The 16,823-nt window shown below is 68.6% G+C and carries 17 protein-coding genes; 5 read left to right on the top strand and 12 right to left on the bottom strand.

The annotated features are described in order from the left end of the window. Window positions 1–2: 2 nt before the first annotated feature. The 3 genes from LE197_RS23905 to LE197_RS23915 are packed head-to-tail and all read right to left on the bottom strand — an operon-like array spanning window position 3 to window position 2,769. Entirely contained in the window at window positions 3–1,439 is a 1,437-nt protein-coding gene (locus LE197_RS23905; protein ID WP_003095324.1) for an ArnT family glycosyltransferase, read from the bottom strand. Then, window positions 1,436–2,410: a glycosyltransferase family 2 protein gene (locus tag LE197_RS23910; protein WP_003107470.1), complete on the bottom strand. Its 975-nt coding sequence runs from the start codon at window positions 2,408–2,410 to the stop codon at window positions 1,436–1,438. The genes LE197_RS23905 and LE197_RS23910 overlap by 4 nt, the downstream gene beginning before the upstream one ends. Further along, the gene (locus tag LE197_RS23915) at window positions 2,407–2,769 is read right to left on the bottom strand and encodes a GtrA family protein (RefSeq protein WP_003095326.1); all 363 of its coding nucleotides are present in this window, start codon (window positions 2,767–2,769) and stop codon (window positions 2,407–2,409) included. Before LE197_RS23915 ends, LE197_RS23910 begins: the two co-directional genes overlap by 4 nt. A 236-nt stretch (window positions 2,770–3,005) precedes the next feature. Between LE197_RS23915 and LE197_RS23920 the strand changes: the two genes are divergently transcribed. Further along, window positions 3,006–4,367, top strand: a complete 1,362-nt coding sequence (locus LE197_RS23920) for an MATE family efflux transporter (RefSeq protein ID WP_003111808.1) — start codon at window positions 3,006–3,008, stop codon at window positions 4,365–4,367. Here LE197_RS23920 and LE197_RS23925 read toward each other — a convergent pair. From LE197_RS23925 to LE197_RS23955, 7 genes are all read right to left on the bottom strand, one after another. Continuing rightward, window positions 4,343–4,663: a hypothetical protein gene (locus tag LE197_RS23925; RefSeq protein ID WP_023108806.1), complete on the bottom strand. Its 321-nt coding sequence runs from the start codon at window positions 4,661–4,663 to the stop codon at window positions 4,343–4,345. The two genes, LE197_RS23920 and LE197_RS23925, sit on opposite strands and share 25 nt — an antisense overlap. After that, window positions 4,651–6,318: a Na/Pi cotransporter family protein gene (locus LE197_RS23930; protein WP_003104322.1), complete on the bottom strand. Its 1,668-nt coding sequence runs from the start codon at window positions 6,316–6,318 to the stop codon at window positions 4,651–4,653. Before LE197_RS23930 ends, LE197_RS23925 begins: the two co-directional genes overlap by 13 nt. A gap of 42 nt (window positions 6,319–6,360) precedes the next feature. Continuing rightward, window positions 6,361–6,570 carry a hypothetical protein gene (locus LE197_RS23935; RefSeq protein ID WP_003121106.1) on the bottom strand — a complete coding sequence of 70 codons (210 nt, stop codon included), beginning with the start codon at window positions 6,568–6,570 and terminating at the stop codon, window positions 6,361–6,363. Window positions 6,571–6,620: 50 nt separating this feature from the next. Beyond that, window positions 6,621–7,397, bottom strand: a complete 777-nt coding sequence (locus LE197_RS23940) for a hypothetical protein (protein ID WP_003135296.1) — start codon at window positions 7,395–7,397, stop codon at window positions 6,621–6,623. 97 nt (window positions 7,398–7,494) lie between these two features. Beyond that, complete coding sequence (gene mgtA / locus LE197_RS23945; protein ID WP_023108807.1) at window positions 7,495–10,206, bottom strand: magnesium-translocating P-type ATPase; 2,712 nt, start codon at window positions 10,204–10,206, stop codon at window positions 7,495–7,497. A 226-nt stretch (window positions 10,207–10,432) separates the two neighbouring features. After that, window positions 10,433–10,651, bottom strand: a complete 219-nt coding sequence (locus LE197_RS23950; RefSeq protein WP_015503722.1) for a hypothetical protein — start codon at window positions 10,649–10,651, stop codon at window positions 10,433–10,435. A 329-nt stretch (window positions 10,652–10,980) separates the two neighbouring features. Next, window positions 10,981–11,820 carry an arylamine N-acetyltransferase family protein gene (locus LE197_RS23955; protein ID WP_003110506.1) on the bottom strand — a complete coding sequence of 280 codons (840 nt, stop codon included), beginning with the start codon at window positions 11,818–11,820 and terminating at the stop codon, window positions 10,981–10,983. Window positions 11,821–11,944: 124 nt separating this feature from the next. Between LE197_RS23955 and LE197_RS23960 the strand changes: the two genes are divergently transcribed. Beyond that, on the top strand, window positions 11,945–12,400 hold the full coding sequence (locus LE197_RS23960; protein ID WP_003104329.1) for a DUF2214 family protein: 456 nt from the start codon (window positions 11,945–11,947) through the stop codon (window positions 12,398–12,400). A 4-nt stretch (window positions 12,401–12,404) separates the two neighbouring features. On the opposite strand, the gene lpdA is transcribed toward LE197_RS23960, so the two are convergent. Then, window positions 12,405–13,808 carry a dihydrolipoyl dehydrogenase gene (gene lpdA / locus LE197_RS23965; protein WP_003095344.1) on the bottom strand — a complete coding sequence of 468 codons (1,404 nt, stop codon included), beginning with the start codon at window positions 13,806–13,808 and terminating at the stop codon, window positions 12,405–12,407. A 172-nt stretch (window positions 13,809–13,980) separates the two neighbouring features. Here lpdA and LE197_RS23970 point away from each other — a divergent pair, with 172 nt between their 5' ends. After that, window positions 13,981–14,520 carry a PaaI family thioesterase gene (locus LE197_RS23970; protein ID WP_003095346.1) on the top strand — a complete coding sequence of 180 codons (540 nt, stop codon included), beginning with the start codon at window positions 13,981–13,983 and terminating at the stop codon, window positions 14,518–14,520. 67 nt (window positions 14,521–14,587) lie between these two features. Then, window positions 14,588–15,148 carry a TetR/AcrR family transcriptional regulator gene (locus tag LE197_RS23975; protein ID WP_023108808.1) on the top strand — a complete coding sequence of 187 codons (561 nt, stop codon included), beginning with the start codon at window positions 14,588–14,590 and terminating at the stop codon, window positions 15,146–15,148. A 4-nt stretch (window positions 15,149–15,152) separates the two neighbouring features. Here LE197_RS23975 and LE197_RS23980 read toward each other — a convergent pair whose 3' ends face one another. After that, window positions 15,153–15,950, bottom strand: a complete 798-nt coding sequence (locus tag LE197_RS23980) for an SDR family NAD(P)-dependent oxidoreductase (protein WP_023108809.1) — start codon at window positions 15,948–15,950, stop codon at window positions 15,153–15,155. 230 nt (window positions 15,951–16,180) lie between these two features. Between LE197_RS23980 and trhA the strand changes: the two genes are divergently transcribed. Then, window positions 16,181–16,798 (top strand): PAQR family membrane homeostasis protein TrhA, encoded by a 618-nt coding sequence (gene trhA / locus LE197_RS23985; protein ID WP_023108810.1) that lies wholly within the window; start codon window positions 16,181–16,183, stop codon window positions 16,796–16,798. Window positions 16,799–16,823: the final 25 nt, after the last annotated feature.

A 16,823-nucleotide genomic window follows, 5' to 3' on the forward strand; every position in this document is an offset into this window, starting at 1 on the left:
TCTCAGCCAGGCGGCGCCACGCCCTGGCATAGCTGGTACTGTCCCACCGGCGGCCGGCAGCGCAAGCGCTGGCGCACCTCGTCGGGCAAGGCGCCGAACGAACGCGAGCGGATCGCCAGCAGGGCGTCGCGACGCAACCAGCCGGCCAGCTCGCTGTCCTCCGCCCGTTGCGCCCGCCCGCCGCTGTAGAACACTGCCGAGTACGGCCGCTTCGGCCAGAACACCAGCGGCCGCTCGCGCCAGCCGGCGTCGCTGGCCAGCAGCGCGGCGGTGGACTTCTGCTCGGCGCGCGAGCCCAGCAGCAGGGAGCCGAGGAACAGCGCGAACAGCAACGGCGTCAGCGCCAGGCAGGCCAGCCCGCCACGCCGCAGCCAGGCGCTGCGCGCCAGCGGCGCGCGCAGCAGGTCGGCGGCGAGCAACGCCAGGGCCGGCAGGCCGGGCAGCACGTAGGTCCAGAGGACGTTGCCGGCGAAGGTGAAGAACAGGCACGGCGCCAGTCCCCAGAACAGCCAGTAGCGCCTGCGCGAGGCGACGCCATCGACCACCTCCCCGCGCTGGCGCCAGCCCAGCCAGAGCAGCAGCGGCAGCCAGAGGCTCCAGGGAAACGCGGCGGCCAGCAGGAACAGCCAGACGCTGCCGTAGGGATAGGCGTGGGCATTGCCGTAGCGATCGCCGTCCCAGCCGGCGGTGACGAAGCGCTGCCAATGCTCGCCGAGCAGGAAGTACTCGAGGAAGCCCGGCGTCTTCAACTCCGCCAGCAAGTACCAGGGCGCCGCCACCAGGAGCATCAGCAGGCTTCCGCGGATCCATGGCAGGCCCCGCCAGAGCGCGCGCCAGCGCCACTCCAGCAAGGCCCACAGGCCGATCGGCAGTCCGGCGAGGATCAGCGTCAGCGGCCCCTTCGCCAGCAGCCCGAGGCCGAGGCCGAGGAACATCAGCCAGCCCTCGCGGCGCCGGATTCCCTCCGCGCCATGCAGGCCCAGCCAGAAGCCGCGCATGGCCAGGACCAGCGCCAGGGCCAGGGCCATGTCGGTCATCACCGCCCCGGAGGCGACGAAGAACAGCGCCGAACTGCCCAGCAGGACGCAGGCGATCCGCGCCTGCCGACGATCTTCGCGAGCCTGCCAGTCCCATACCAGCCACAGCACCAGCACGCCCAGCAACCAGTGCGGCAGGCGGCTGGCGAACTCGTTGGCGCCGAGCAGAAGCTGGCCGCCGGCGCTGAGCCAGAAGGCCAGCGGCGGCTTGCCCCAGAACGGCACGCCGACGTCGTACCAGGGCGTGATCCAGTCGCCCAGTTCGGCCATCTTCCGCGCCACCTCGCCATAGCGGGCCTCGGTGGTGTCCATCAGCGGATAGCTGCCCAGGCTCAGCAGGCGGATGGCGAAGGCCAGGGCGAGCAGGAACCAGGCCAGCGGCCAGCCGCGCAGCGCCCTCACGGATTGGCCCCGCCGACCTGAGCCGGCAGGTAGCGGTCGATCAGGTAGAGCGGGCGGCGCCGCGCTTCCATGGTCATCCGCCCGAGGTATTCGCTGCACACGCCGATGGCCAGCAGTTGCAGGCCGCCGATCAGGAACAGCGCGGCGATCACCGGCCAGTGTTCGTGGATCTCCTGCTGGCCGAAGATCCCGGCGAGCAGGGTCGCCAGGGCCGCCAACAGGCTGAGCAGGCCGAGGTAGCCGGCGACCTTCAGCGGCGCGGTGGAAAACCCGGTGATGCCTTCCAGGGCGAAGTTCCACAGCCGCCAGTAGCGCCACTTGCTGTGGCCGGCGACGCGGGCGGCGCGGCTATAGGCGATATCGACCTGGCGGAAACCGACCCAGGCGAAAAGCCCCTTCATGAAGCGATTGCCTTCCGGCAGCTCGCAAAGGGCATCGACCACCCGTCGGTCGAGCAGGCGGAAGTCGCCGACGTCGCGCGGGATCGGCACCTCGCTGAGGCGGTTGATCAAACGGTAGAAGGCGCTCGCCGAGGCGCGCTTCAGCCAGCTTTCACCGGCCCGGCTGCGGCGGCGCATGTTGACCATTTCGGCGCCGCCGATCCAGGCGTCGAGCATCTGCGGGATCAGTTCCGGGGGATCCTGCAGGTCGGCATCGATGACGATCACCGCGGCGCCGCGCGACAGCTTGAGCCCGGCGCTCATCGCCTGTTCCTTGCCGAAGTTGCGGGTGAAGCGGGCCACGCCCACCCGGCGGTCGGCGGCCTGTAGCTGGGCGAGGATCGTCGCGCTGCGGTCGGTGCTGCCGTCGTCGACATAGAGCACCTCGCAATCGTCGCCAAGGTCGCCTAGCACGGCGCCCAGGCGCTGGTGGAAGGCCGGCAGCACCGCCTCCTCGTTGAACACCGGCACTACCACGCTGAGCAGGCAGGGGGCCTCGAGCTTCGACGCCAGGGAAGGTTCGATCATCATGAGAAGGTCCAGAGTCGATGAAGGTGATAGGTCGCCAACAGCAGTGCGCCGGTCGCGGCGAGCTGGGCCAGGCGGTAGTCGAGTCCGGCGAGGTCGCCGAGCAGCAACACCAGGACGGCGTTGCCGAGTACGCAAAGCAGGCTGACGGCGAAGAAGCGCGGCAGCGAACGGAACACCGGGCCACGGTGGCGGAAAGTCTTCCGGCGATGCCCCAGGTAGGCAGCCAGAGCCCCGCAGCCTGCTCCCGTCGCGGCGGCCACGGCGGCGCCGACGGCGAAGCCCTCGACCAGGAGGGTCAGCACCAGGTAATGAACGGCGGTGGCACCGGCGCCGACCGAGACGAAACGCCCCAGGAGCATGCATGGCTTCCTCTGGAAACAACCGACGCCGGCATTCTAGGAAGGTGCGCAAAGCCCCGCGGTTAGCGCTGCGCAAGCTTCCTGACAGGTTTTCGCAGGGTTCCCCGCGGCAGGCCTGGAAGCCGCGTCGGACAAGGAATACACGGCAGGCAGAGGTCTGTTACCGGATATGAAAAACGGGTTTTCCGCAGGCCTCGCCGCCGTCGCTATACTGCCCGGCCGATCCGGAGGACCCCATGAGCCTGTTGCGCGATGCCTGGCGCCACGCCCCGACCCACCACAGGGTCTGGGCGCTGGCCGGGCCGATGATTCTGTCGAACGTTTCCGTTCCCCTGGTGCACCTGGTGGACAGCACGGTGGTCGGCCACCTGCCGCACGCCTACCAGCTCGGCGCGGTAGCCGTGGGCGGCAGCCTGTACACCCTGATGGTCGGCGTGCTCGGCTTCCTGCGCATGGGCACCACCGGCTTCGCCGCCCAGGCCGCCGGCCGCGACGATGGCGGCGCGCTGCGCCTGATCCTCGCCCAGGGCCTGGGCATGGCGCTGCTCCTGGCCCTGCTGCTCGGCGCGCTGGCCCTGCCCCTGAGCGGCTGGGCCCTGCAACTGATGCAACCTTCGGCGGAACTGACCGGCGAGGCCCGCGCCTTCTTCCATACCCGCCTGCTCGGCCTGCCGGCGGCCCTGGCCAGCTACGCACTGGTCGGCTGGTTCCTCGGCACGCAGAACGCACGGGCGCCATTGGCGATCCTGTTGACCACCAACCTGAGCAACATCGCCCTGGTGCTCTGGTTCGTCCACGGCCTCGACTGGGGCGTGCAAGGCGCGGCCCGCGCCTCGGTGCTGGCGGAATGGAGCGGCGCCCTGCTCGGCCTGGCCCTGACCCGCCGCGACCTGGCCCGGCGCCCCGGGCGGGCGCAGTGGCAACGCCTGCGCCACTGGCTGTCCTGGCTACCGCTGCTGATGGTCAACCGGGATATCTTCATCCGTAGCCTGGCCCTGCAACTGGTGTTCTTCCTGCTCACCGTACAGGGCACCCGCCTCGGCGACGCCACGGTAGCCGCCAACGCCCTGCTGCTCAACGGCCTGCTCCTGACGTCCTACGCCCTCGACGGTCTCGCCCACGCGGTGGAGGCGCTCTGCGGCCACGCCATCGGCGCCCGCGACCGAACCGCCCTGCGCCGCGCGCTGGTGGTGGCCGGTGGTTGGTCGCTGCTGGCAAGCCTGGCGTTCGCCGCGCTGTTCGCCTTGTTCGGCCACCTGTTCATCGACCTGCAGAGCGACATCGCCGGCGTCCGCGAAGTCGCCTACGCCTATCTGCCGTACCTGGCCTGCCTGCCGCTGCTGGGGATGTGGAGCTATCTGCTCGACGGCCTGTTCATCGGCGCCACCCGCGCCCGCGAGATGCGTAACGCGATGCTCGTCGCGGTGGCCGCCAGCCTGCCCCTCGGCTGGCTGTTGCAGGGGCTGGGCAACCACGGGCTATGGCTGGCGTTCCTCGCCTTCATGCTGCTGCGCGGGCTGGTCCTGGCCGCCTACGGCTGGCGCCTGACCCGCCGCGATGGCTGGTTCGCCGCTCAGGGCGCCGACAGCGGACGATAGGCGAGCATCAGCGGGACGTCGGCAGCGTGCGCGACCTGTACCAGTTCGCTGGCCAGGCGCCCACCGGGAAACACCAGCACCAGGTCCGGCGCGGCCTCGCCGAGGACGCCCTCGCCATACTCGCGCAGGGCGTTGTCGCTGCCACTGCGCTCCGGATAATCGTAGGCGCGCGAATCCGCGCCACGCTCGCGGCACCAGCGCTCGGCCTCGTCCGGCAGGCCGTGGCACTGGTCGAGCGCCAGGCGCAGGCGTTCGGCGTCCTTGAAATGGCGTCCGGCGCAGATCAGGAGGCGCATGCCGATCCCTCCCCTTGCCCTGGCTCGTCCGGCCGCTTCGCCATCGGATCGATGCCGCTGCGTTCGAGCAGCGGATAGGCCAGGGCGGTGACATGATGGTGGATGCGTCGGTAGTCGCGGAGAATGCGCTGGAACACGTCACCGGACTCCACCCAGGCACCGCGATCGTCGCGCAGGCGACGGAAGCGCTCGCGACTGGCATCGGCCTCCAGTCGCTGCAGCAACTTCTTGCGCGCCACCAGGCGCAGCGCGGCGTCCAGGTCTTCGCGAAGGAACGCGCTGATCGCCAGGTGCAGGCTCTCCTCGATCGCCGCCTGCAACGGCAGCATGCGGCCCAGCTCGAACTCGCTGCCGGCGCGACTGCGCCCGGCCCAGCGCATCGCCAGGGGCAGCAGGCTGTTGGCGACGAGATCGCCGATGTGCTCGATGTTGATGGCGAACAGAAGGATTTCCTGGGCACGATCGGCGTCGCTGTCGCCGAGGCCGTCCTGGCCGAGGTCTGCCAGGTAGGCGCGGATCGCCGCACTCAACTGGTCGAGGGCCTGGTCCTGGCGACGGATTTCCGCCGCCACCTTCGCCTCCGGTCGCTGCAACAGGCCGCTGGTGGCGCGCAGCATCAGACTGGCCATGTCGGCCAGCCGCAGGACTTCGCGAGTAGCGTTGGCCAGGCCGATGTTGGCCACCTCCAGCCCGGCTTCGTCGAGGTAGCGCGGCATGCCCGGCTCGTCGGACTGTGCCTCTTCCGGCAACAGGCGCGCGAGCAGCGCCGCAAGGGGTCCGGTGAAGCCGATCGCCAGCAGTGCCAGGGCCAGGTTGAAAGCACTGTGGAACCAGACCGCCGCCGCACCGCCGAGTGCGTTGGCCGGTTGCGCCAGCGCCGTCAGCCAGGGCAGCACCAGCAGGCAACCGAGCAGGCGCACCAGCAGGTTGCCCAACGGCAGGCGCCGCGCCACCCGGCTACCGGCCACCCCCAGCGCCGGCAAGGCGCCGCCGAGGTTGGCACCGAGCACCAGGGCCAGGGCGATGGGCAGCGAGACCAGTCCGGCCTGGGCCAGGGACGCCACCAGCAGTACCACCGCGACACTGGAATGGCAGGCCCAGGTCAGCAGCGCGGCGAGCAGCAGGGCGATCAGCGGATCGCCTTCGAGGCCGTGGATCACCGCGACAAAGGCTGGCGAGGCCTCGATCTGCTGCAGGGAATGGCCGAGCAACGCCAGCGCCAGAAGCATCAGGCCGAGTCCGATCAGGCACTGGCCAAGGCTCTCCAGGCGTGGACCGTCGCCCAGGCGGAACAGCAGCAGGCCGGACAGCAGGGCCAGCGGCGCCAGCAACGAGGTGTCGAAACTGAGCAGTTGCACCACCAGGGTGGTGCCGACGTTGGCGCCGAGCATCACTGCCAGCGCCGGCGCCAGGCCCAGGGTGCCACTGGCAGTGAAGGACGCTGCCATCAGGCTGGTGGCGGTGCTGCTCTGCAGCAGGCCGGTGATGCCGAGCCCGGCGAGCAGGGCCAGCCAGCGGTTGCCCAGGTGGCGGCCGAGCCAGTTGCGCAGCACAGTGCCGAAACCGCGCAGCACGCCGCTGGAGACCATGTGCGTGCCCCACAACAGGAGGGCCACGGCACCGGCCAGGTTGATCAGGAGGATGGTTCCCAGCATGGCGGAACTCCCGGTTCGGAATGGATCGTGAAGGGAACGGGCTCATTGACCCATGGCCAGCCTGAGCGAGGCACGGTTGAGCGCGCTCGAGCAGTCCAGCAGGTATTTCACTTCGACCTGGCTCAGGCGGCCGCTGGCGTATGCGCGCACGCTGATCACCATCAGCAGGTGCGCGGCCTTCGCCAGCAGCCGTGCTGCCAGGCCACAGAGCGCGCGGCGAGACGCGCCCAGGCATTTGCGTACGACGTTCATGGCTGCTTCCTCGGTGGAGGAGCGCGCCGCAGCGCGGCACGCCCTTGGGCTCAGAAACGCAAGGTCGCTCCCGAGACCAGCCATCGCTCGCGCTCGCCGCGCAGGTGGCCGCCGACCAGCAGGTCGAGGTCCAGCCGTTCGCCCAGGTGCAGCCTCGGTCCGGCCTGCCAGCCGCTGTCGCCGGCCGACTCGCCGAAGCGTTCGGCGATCAGGGTCAACGGCTGGCCGACGCGGTATTCCATGCCCATGCCCCAGTTCCAGCGATGCCGGCGCTCGCCCTCGGCGTAGGCATGCCCCAGGCCGACCCCGGCGTTCAGGCGCAGGGCCTCGAACGGCTGGTAGCTCAGCGGCAGGTTGAAGCCGGCGCCTTCGAAGGCGTGCCGGCGGTCCAGGTAGAGATCCGCCGAGAGCGCCAGGGCCAACGCCAGGCCGAGGTCGTCGCGGGCCAGCAGCGGTGTCTTCAGCTCGGGGCTGAGGCGGCTGTGCCGATCGCCTGCGTCGCCCTCGCGCACCAGCGCCGCGCCGAGCTGCACCGATGGTAGGGCGGAGAAGGTGCAGGCTGGCGACAGCACCGACTGGTAGCGGTTGCCGTGGTGGCGTTCGCGCTGGTGCCAGGCGTCCAGGTTGCATTCGCCGACGGGGTCGATCTCGCCGTCGTCGACCCGGTAGGCGCCGCCCGCGGCGCGAGCCTCGGACAGCAGCGCCAGCAGCAGGACGCAGGCTAGCGCGGCGGCGACGAAGCCCAGGCGCCAGGACAGGGCGCGTCGCAGCGCGGCCGGCAGCGGTTGGAAAAGGGGCGCCCGCGGGCGCCGGTCGTGCAGGGTCATGATGCGTCTCTCCATGCGTGGGTCCGGTGTGCGTTGCGCGGCGCGGCGAGGCTTGCCGACGCGCCGGGAAAGGCCGGGACGAAGCCCGGCCGATCGCTCAGAACCACTGGCCGAAGCGGCGGATGTAGAGGGTCTTCATGGTCTGCGCGGTGACGCAGTAGCAGAGCAGCGTGCCCACCAGCCAGGGGAAGTACTCCCACGGCAGCGGCTGCAGGCCGACCATCGCCCCCAGCGGCGAGAACGGCACGTAGATGCCCAGCGCCATCACCAGCCCGGTCATCAGCATCACCGGCAGCGCCGCGGTGCTCTGGATGAAGGGAATCTTCTGGGTACGCAGCATGTGCACCACCAGGGTCTGCGAGAGCAGGCCCTCGATGAACCAGCCGGACTGGAACAGCGACTGCATTTCCGGGCTGTTGGCGGCAAACACGAACCACATCAGCGCGTAGGTGGTGATGTCGAAGATCGACGAGGTCGGGCCGATCCAGACCATGAAGCGGCCGATGTTCTTCGAGTCCCACTTGCGCGGCTTGGCGAGGAACTCCTTGTCCATCTTGTCCCACGGCAGCGACAGCTGGGAGATGTCGTACATCAGGTTCTGCAGCAGCAGGTGGATCGCCAGCATCGGCAGGAAGGGGATGAAGGCGCTGGCCACCAGTACCGAGAACACGTTGCCGAAGTTGGAGCTGGCAGTCATGTTCAGGTACTTCATGATGTTGCCGAAGGTCTCGCGGCCTTTGATCACGCCTTCCTCCAGGACCATCAGGCTTTTTTCCAGGAGGATGATGTCGGCCGATTCCTTGGCGATGTCGGTGCCGCTGTCCACCGAGATGCCGACATCGGCATCTCGGAGCGCCGGGGCGTCGTTGATGCCGTCGCCGAGGAAGCCGACAGTGTGTCCGTTGCCCTGCAGGGCCTTGAGCACCCGCGACTTCTGCAGCGGCGTCAGCTTGGCGAACACCGTGCGCTCCTCGGCCAGGCGTTGCAGGGTGGCATCGTCCATCAGGTCGATGTCGCGACCGAGCAGCGGCTCGCCGACGTCCAGGCCGACCTCGCGGCAGATCTTCGCGCTGACCACCGGGTTGTCGCCGGTGAGCACCTTCACCGCCACGCCGTTCTCGCGCAACGCGGCGATGGCCGGGCCGGCGGTTTCCTTCGGCGGATCGAGGAAGGTCAGCAGGCCGGCGATCACCAGGTCGCGCTCGTCGCTGGCGCCGTACTGGGCCTGGGACTCCGTGCGCGAGAGGCTGCGGGTGCCGAGCAGGAGCACGCGGAAGCCGTCGCGGTTGTATTGCTCGGCCAGCGCCAGCAGGGCCCGGCGGCGTTCCTCGTCGAGCGGCAGGTCGACACCGTCCTGGTGCACGCGGGTGGCGATCTCGAGCATTTCCTCGACCGCGCCCTTGCACACCAGCAGGTGTTCGCCGTCCTTGCCCTCGAGGATCACCGAGAGACGCCGACGGACGAAATCGAAGGGCAGTTCGTCGACCTTGCGCCAGGCATCCGGCGGCGTGATGCGCGGGTTCTGTTCGACGAAGGCGACCACCGCGCGGTCCATCAGGTTCTTCATCCCGGACTGGTGGAAGCTGTTCAGCCAGGCCATTTGCAGGACCCGGTCGCAGCGCCGGCCGGCAACGTCGACGTGATGCTCGAGGATGATCCGGTCCTGGGTCAGGGTGCCGGTCTTGTCGGTGCAGAGCACGTCCATGGCGCCGAAGTTCTGGATCGCGTTAAGACGCTTGACCACCACCTTGCGCCGCGACATCGCCACCGCGCCCTTGGCCAGGTTGGCGCTGACGATCATCGGCAGCATTTCCGGGGTCAGGCCGACCGCCACGGCGAGAGCGAACATGAACGCCTCGGCCCAGTCGCCCTTGGTGAAGCCGTTGATCAGCAACACGATCGGCACCATCACCAGCATGAAGCGGATCAGCAGCCAACTGACGCTGTTCACCCCACGGTCGAAGGCGGTCTGCGCCCGCGAACCGACGATGGAACGGGCCAGCGAACCGAAATAGGTGCGCGCACCGGTGGCGACCACCACCGCGGTGGCCGTGCCGCTGACCACGTTGGTGCCCATGAAGCAGATGTTCGGCAGTTCGAGCAGGTCCTGCTGGTCGGCGGCGATCCGCTTGGCGGACTTCTCGCGGACCGCGCCGAGGGTGTCGTATTTCTCCACCGGTAGCGCCTCGCCGGTGAGTACGGCCTGGCTGATGAACAGGTCGCGCGATTCGATCAGGCGGATGTCGGCGGGGATCATGTCGCCGGCGGACAGGCGCACGATGTCGCCGACCACCAGTTCGCCCATGGGGATTTCCCGCAGCTCGCCGCGCATCCCGCGCTCGTCGCGGCGCAGCACGGTGGCGGTGTTCCGCACCATGGCCTTGAGCGCCTCGGCGGCCTTGCCCGAGCGGTACTCCTGCCAGAAGCGCATCAGGCCGCTGACCAGGACCATGCAGAGGACGATGATGACGCCAGTGAGATCGGTTTCCTCACCGTCCTGCAGCGGCAGCCAGAAGTCGGTGAAGAAGCTGATCGCGGAGAGCGTCATCAGCACGTAGATGAAGGGGTTGTTGAACGCCTGCAGCAGTTGCACCAGGACGTGTGGCGGACGGTCGTGGGCCACTTCGTTGGGGCCGTCGGCGTGCAGCCGGGCGGCGGCCTCGGCCTGGTCGAGGCCGTCCTGGCGACCGCGGACGTTGGTGAGGGTGGTTTCCAGGCTGTTCTGCGCTTCGCGGGCGGCGCGCATGGACAGTCGGTCGTTGCGGCGCTCGGTATCGAGCTGGGTATTGCGTTGGGTCGCTACGCTCATGACTCGGTCTCCTGTCGCGAGCTGCGCGACGGCGACACGAGTCGGTTGCCGGTCAGGTGACAGGCAAAGGCGTGCCGGGTCGCGATGTTCGCGATCGGTGGGAAGAATGTTCGGCTTGTCCGGGTAAGGCCCACTGCGCGCGGCCGCTCAGGCGGCACGCAGCAGGCCGACTTGGTGGTTCGTCCATGGCAGGCTCCTTGTGCGAAGGGTTAGGCAGGAGAAAGCGTCAGCCGCGCATCGGGCGGCGTCCGCTCACAGGGTTCTCTTCGACCTGCGTCTCCAGGCGGCGATACTCCAGGCGACCGCCGGCCGGGTCGACACGCCAGGCGAGGCTCGCGGGATGGCCGTGGCCGGGAAGGATCGCGCCGGGGGACTGCGCGGCGCGCACGCGCATCTTCGCCACGAAGGCGGATACGCCGGGGGATACCGAATTCTCGAAGTTCATGACTCACCTGTACCCGGCGTGCCGGACACGGGTGAGAAGCAGTGGGTCAGCCCAGGATGCCGCTCAACCGACCGACCCGTTGCGGGTTCCGTCGTGCGTTGGTTTGGGTCATCGCACCAGCCGGCATCTGCTGGGCCGGGCGACGACTACTGGGAATACTGTCCATGGCTCTCTTCGTAGGGGGAAAGAAAGTGCCCGGCTCTGCGGGCGGGGGTTTTATAGACCTCTTGCCAGACGAGGTCAACCGAAAAAGCCGTTTCGTTCAGGCTTCTATGGAACATCGGAAAATTCCCGCAGGAGTCCGGCGAAAAGACATCGGCCAAAAGCGCTCAGGCGGAGATCAGTCCCGCCAGCCGTCGCGCCAGCGCCGGCACTTCGGAGGCCGGGTCGAGGCGCAGGCGAAAACGGGTCTGCAGGATGTCCAGCAGTTCCTCGACGTCGCGCAGTTGGCGCTGCAGCGTCTCGCCGTTGCCGGCGCGCTGGCCGAACAGCCCGTCGGCCAGGGTCAGGCGCAGGTCGCCCTCGGTTATGGCGGCCTTCAGGCCCTGGCGGAACACGCTGTGGGGGTGGGTAGAGGTGTACCAGTTGCGCGGGATGTAATCGATCCACAACTGCGGGCGCAGGTCGAAGCGGTACAGCGGCAGCCAGCCGCTGCGACCGCGCACGGCGCTTTCGTAGAGACCGGCGTGCGGGTCGACCAGGCGCACGCAATGCACCTGTCCGGCGTCCGCCTCGTCGCCCGGCAAAGGCAGTGCTCGCGGCGGATTGGCCGAGCCGAAGCCGACATCCACCAGGAACTCGCCCTCCGCCAGGTACAGACGCAGCATCAGATGCGATTGCTGGGTCAGCGGCGCGTCCTCCGGGAGTCCCCAGCGTACCCGTGCCACCAGCAATTCCAGCTCGTAGCCGAGGGCCAGCAGCAGGCGGGCGAACAGCGAGTTGAGTTCGAAGCAATAACCGCCGCGGCTGCCCTCGACGACCTTGGCGAAAACCTTGTCGGCGTCGATCTCGATGGGACGGTCGAGCAGCACGTCGAGGTTCTCGAAGGCGACCCGGCGCAGATGCGCGTCGATCAGTCGGTCGAGATTCGCCAGACTCGGCGGACCGGGATCGTCGATGCCGATATGGTGCAGGTAGGCATGGGTCTGCTCGGGCGTCAGCGGGGTCATGGCGGGCTCCGGAAAATGGCCAGCTCGATTCTAGACGCATTCTCGGGGAATACCGGAAGCGCCGTCAGGCACATTGGCCCGGGGTCTGCTTGACTGTGCCCATCCCACCCCGAGGAGCGCCGCCATGGCCCAGGCAATCGTCGCCTACCTGCACTACCTGTCGATCTTCCTGCTGTTCGCCCTGCTGGTGTTGCAGCACCGCCTGCTGCGCCTGCCGCTGGACCTGGAGCGCGCCCGCAGCCTGGCGGCGATCGACCGCGGCTACGGCCTCTGCGCCCTGGCGGTACTGGCCAGCGGGCTGGCGCGGGTGCTGTGGTACGGCAAGGGCGTCGACTATTACCTGCACAATGGTCTGTTCCACGCCAAGGTCGGGCTATTCGTCCTCGCGGCCCTGGTCTCGCTGTTGCCGACCGTTACCTTCCTTGGCTGGCGCGGCGCCCTCAAGGCCGGCGAAGTGCCGGCGGTGACGCCGGCCCGGGGCCGGCGGGTGGTCCTGGCGGTGCGCCTGCAACTGCTCCTGCTGCTGGTCATTCCGTTGCTGGCTACGCTGATGGCGCGCGGCTTCGGCATGCGCGGCTGAGCCCTCAGTTCTGCATGGCCCGGCCATGCACGTCCATCGCCGCCTGGCGCAGCGCCTCGGAGCGGGTCGGATGCGGATGGCAGGTCAGCGCGAGGTCCTCCGCCGAGGCGCTGAACTCCATGGCCACGCAGGCTTCGCCGATCATCTCGCTGACGCCCGGCCCGATCATGTGCACGCCGAGCACCTGGTCGCTGCGGGCATCGGAGAGGATCTTGATGAAGCCTTCGCTCTCGTGGTTGATCTTCGCCCGGCTGTTGGCGCTGAACGGGAAGCGTCCGACCTTGTACTCGCGCCTCGCCGCCTGCAGCTGCTCCTCGCCGAGGCCGACGCTGGCCACTTCCGGCTGGGTGTAGATGACCGACGGAATCACCTCGGCGTTCATCTCCGCCGCATGCCCGGCGATCCGCTCGATGCAGACGATCGCCTCTTCCTCGGCCTTGTGCGCCAGCATCGGTCCCGAGGTCACGTCGCCGATCACCCAGACGCCCGGCGCCGCGCTGCGCTGTCCCTGGTTCTCCAGCATGCCGCGACGATCGCTGGCCAGGCCGACCGTCTCCAGCCCCAGTCCTTCGGTATAGGGGCGCCGGCCGATGGCCACCAGCACGTAGTCCGCCTGCAGCGATTCCGTAGCGCCGCCGGCGGCCGGTTGCAGGTCGAGTTCGACGCCCTGCTCGCCACTGCGCGCGGCGACCACGCGGGTGCCGAGGCGAAACCGCATGCCCTGGCGGGTCAGGGCGCGCTGCAGGGTCCTTGCGGTTTCCCCATCCAGCCCCGGGCAGATCCGCTCGAGGTACTCCAGCACCGTGACCTGTGCGCCCAGCCGGCGCCAGACCGAACCAAGCTCCAGGCCGATCACGCCGGCGCCGATCACCACCAGGTGGCGAGGCACTTCGACCAACTCCAGGGCGCCGGTGGAGTCGAGGATGCGCTGGTTGTCCACAGGCACGCCGGGCAGCGGCGCCGGTTCCGAACCGGTGGCGATAACGATGTCGCGCGCCTCCAGTTGCGCGTGGCCGCCGTCGGCAAGGGCCACGCCGACCCGGCCCTCGCCTTGCAAGCGCGCCCAGCCCTTGATCCACTGCACCTTGTGCTTGCGGAAAAGGAATTCGACGCCACGGGTCAGGGCGGCGACGCTCTCGTCCTTCTGCTTCATCATCTGCGCCAGGTCCAGTTCCGGGCTGACCCGGATGCCGAGCCGGGCGAACTCGCCGCCGCTCGCCGCGGCGTATAGCTCCGAGGCGTGCAACAGGGCCTTGGACGGCATGCAGCCGACGTTCAGGCAAGTCCCGCCGAGGGTTTCGCGACCCTCCACGCAGGCCACCTTCAGGCCCAGCTGGCCGGCGCGAATGGCAGCGTTGTAGCCCCCCGGACCGGCGCCGATCACGATCACGTCATAGCTTTCCATCATCCTGCTCCTCGGTTGTCCCGCCACGGCCCCCTCAGCGTAGGCGACGCCGGCGCAAATAGAGGAAACGCCGCGTAGAGGGACCGAAAGCGATTGTATTTCGCTCGTCATGCAAAGCTTATATGATGACCGTAATTTTCCTGCAACCCTTTCCCACCACGACAGGAGCACTACCATGGAACAGCCCGGCCGCGAAGATCGCCTGAACGCCTGGATCGCCACCGAGCGGGCCGCCCGCGCCCGCCTCGGCGCCAGCGGAACCCTGGAGCTGGCGCAAGTCGCCGCGCTCTCCCCGCAGGAGTTCTTCGACCGCATCGGCAGCGGCCAACTGCCCTGTCCGCCCTACGGCGAACTGGTCGACTTCGTTCCCATCGAGTGGTCCGAAGGGCGCTTCCTGTTCCAGGGCACCCCGGACCGCCGCCACTACAATCCGCTGGGTAGCGTGCACGGCGGCTACGCCGCGTCGCTGCTGGACTCCTGCATGGGCTGCGCGATCCATACCCGGCTCCAGGCCGGCCAGGGCTATACCACCACCGACCTGCGGATCAGCTACCTGCGCGCGCTGACCGACAAGGTCGGCCCGGTGCGCGCCGAAGGCCGGGTGGTGCACCTCGGCCGCTCGACGGCGGTCGCCGAGGGCCGGTTGTACGATGTCGACGACCGTCTCTACGCCGTCGGCTCGACCACCTGCCTGGTCCTGCACATGGCCGGATGAACGCGGCTTCGCCAGGGAAGGCCGCCAGGCGTTAAGATGACGACCTGCATTCCAAGGTATCGAAGCCATGCGTTATCCCGAAGACCACAAGCAGAAGACCCGCCGGCGTATCGTCGAGGAGGCTGCCCGGCTGTTCCGCCAGGACGGCGTCGGCGCCACCGGGCTGCAACCGCTGATGAAGGCCCTGGGCCTGACCCATGGCGGCTTCTACGCGCACTTCAAGTCCAAGGACGACCTGGTGGAAACCGCGTTGCGGCATGCCGCGGCGCGGCTCGACGAAATCACCGCGCCCCTGGCGGAGGCGGAACGACCGCTGGCGCTGCTGATAGAGCAGTACCTGTCGCCGCGTCACCGCGATAACCCCGGCGCCGGCTGCCCGTTGCCGACCCTGTCGGCGGAACTCGGCCAGCGCGGCACGCCGAGCCCGACCACCGACAGCATCGTGCGCAAGCGCCTGGCGATGATCGAAGCGGCCCTGGAGGGCGAGGACGCAGGCGAGCGCGCCGTGCTGCTGCTCGCTTCGCTGGTCGGCGCGCTGCAACTGTCGCGCAGCGTGCAGGATGAGGCGCTGTCGCAACGGATACTGGAAGCGACGCGCAAGAAGCTGCTGGAGCAGATGGAGCGCTAGGGCCTCAGCCGAGGTAGCGCTCGGCCGGCCACTGCCGCGACAGATTGGGCGCGAGCCTGGCCCGCGCCGTCATCAGCGCCTGCCAATCGGCCGCATCCGGCAACGACGGGATGGTCACCGCTTCACGCCGATCGAAACCGACCAGCGCTGCCTCCACCAGATCCTCGACCTCCATCACCATCTCCGCGGGAATCCCGGCGATTCCGGCGCCGCTGCGCTCCCAGATCTCGGTACGGGTGACGCCGGGCAGCACCGCCTGGACGTAAACGCCGCTGCCGGCCAGCTCGTGCTGCAGCGACTGGCTCAGGCTCAGCACGTAGGCCTTGGTCGCGCTATAGACGGCATTGAACAACTCCGGCGCCAGCGCCACCACCGAACCAAGGTTGACGATGGCGCCGCCGCCACGCCGGCGGAACCCCTCCGCCGCGCCGGCAGCCAGGCGGGTCAGGGCCACCACGTTGAGGGCGATCATCCGCTCCGCCCGGTCCATGTCGGCAGCGGCCAGCGGACCGTTCATCGCCACGCCGGCGTTGTTCACCAGCAACGCGATCGAGGCGTCGTCGCGCAACCGTCGCTCGACCCGCAACCTATCGTCGCGCTCGGACAGGTCGGCGCGCAGGATCTCCACCCTGACCCCGTGGGCTTGGCGAAGTCGATCCGCCAGGGCTTCCAGGCGTTGCCGGTCGCGCGCCACCAGCAACAGGTCGTGGCCACGGCGGGCCAAGTGCTCGGCGTAGGTCGCGCCGATTCCGGAAGAGGCGCCGGTGACCAGGGCGACGCCATTGCCAATCTGTTCGTTCATGTGGGTTCTCGCTGGAAAAAGGCCTGACCGCTAACAGCGGCTATTTATATTACACACTTAATATTATGATCGTAATTAAAACCGTCAAGCCTTTATCCGTTCCAACGAGCAGGGAAGGATGAGGAGAACCTTCATGCAACCGTCACGGAAAACGCCAATAAAAGGTCAGGACCCACGCCACCCCGACATGCCCTACCATGGCGTTGTCCATCGCGGGAGGATCATGCGTCATGTATCACGGTGAAAGACTCAATGCCTGGACCCACCTGATCGGTGCGGTCGCCGCCTGCACCGGCGCCGTCTGGCTGACGATCCAGGCGAGCCTCAACGGCAGTCCATGGAAGATCGTCGGGGTCGGCGTCTACGGCGTCACCCTGACGCTGCTCTACAGCATCTCGACCGCCTACCACAGCGTGCGCGGGCGAGCGAAGGTGGTGATGCGCAAGCTCGACCACCTGTCCATCTACCTGCTGATCGCCGGCAGCTACACGCCTTTCTGCCTGGTCACGCTGCGCGGTCCCTGGGGCTGGACGCTGTTCGGCATCGTCTGGGGCCTGGCGGTGCTCGGCATGCTCCAGGAGATCAAGCCACGCTCCGAGGCGCGGGTGCTGTCGGTGGTGATCTACGCGGTGATGGGCTGGATCGTGCTGATCGCGGTGAAACCGCTGCTCGCCGCCCTCGGCAGCGCCGGCTTCACCTGGCTGGCGGCCGGCGGCGTGCTCTATACCGTAGGGATCGTCTTCTATGCCTATGACCACCGCTTCCGCCACTGGCATGGCATCTGGCACCTGTTCGTGATCGCCGGCAGCCTCCTCCACTTCGTGGCGATCTGGCGCTACGTACTCTAGGCGTGGTCCGGCGCGAAGCAGCGGG

It is taken from the genome of Pseudomonas sp. PS1(2021) (assembly GCF_020405165.1).
Classification (GTDB): Bacteria; Pseudomonadota; Gammaproteobacteria; order Pseudomonadales; family Pseudomonadaceae; genus Pseudomonas; species Pseudomonas aeruginosa.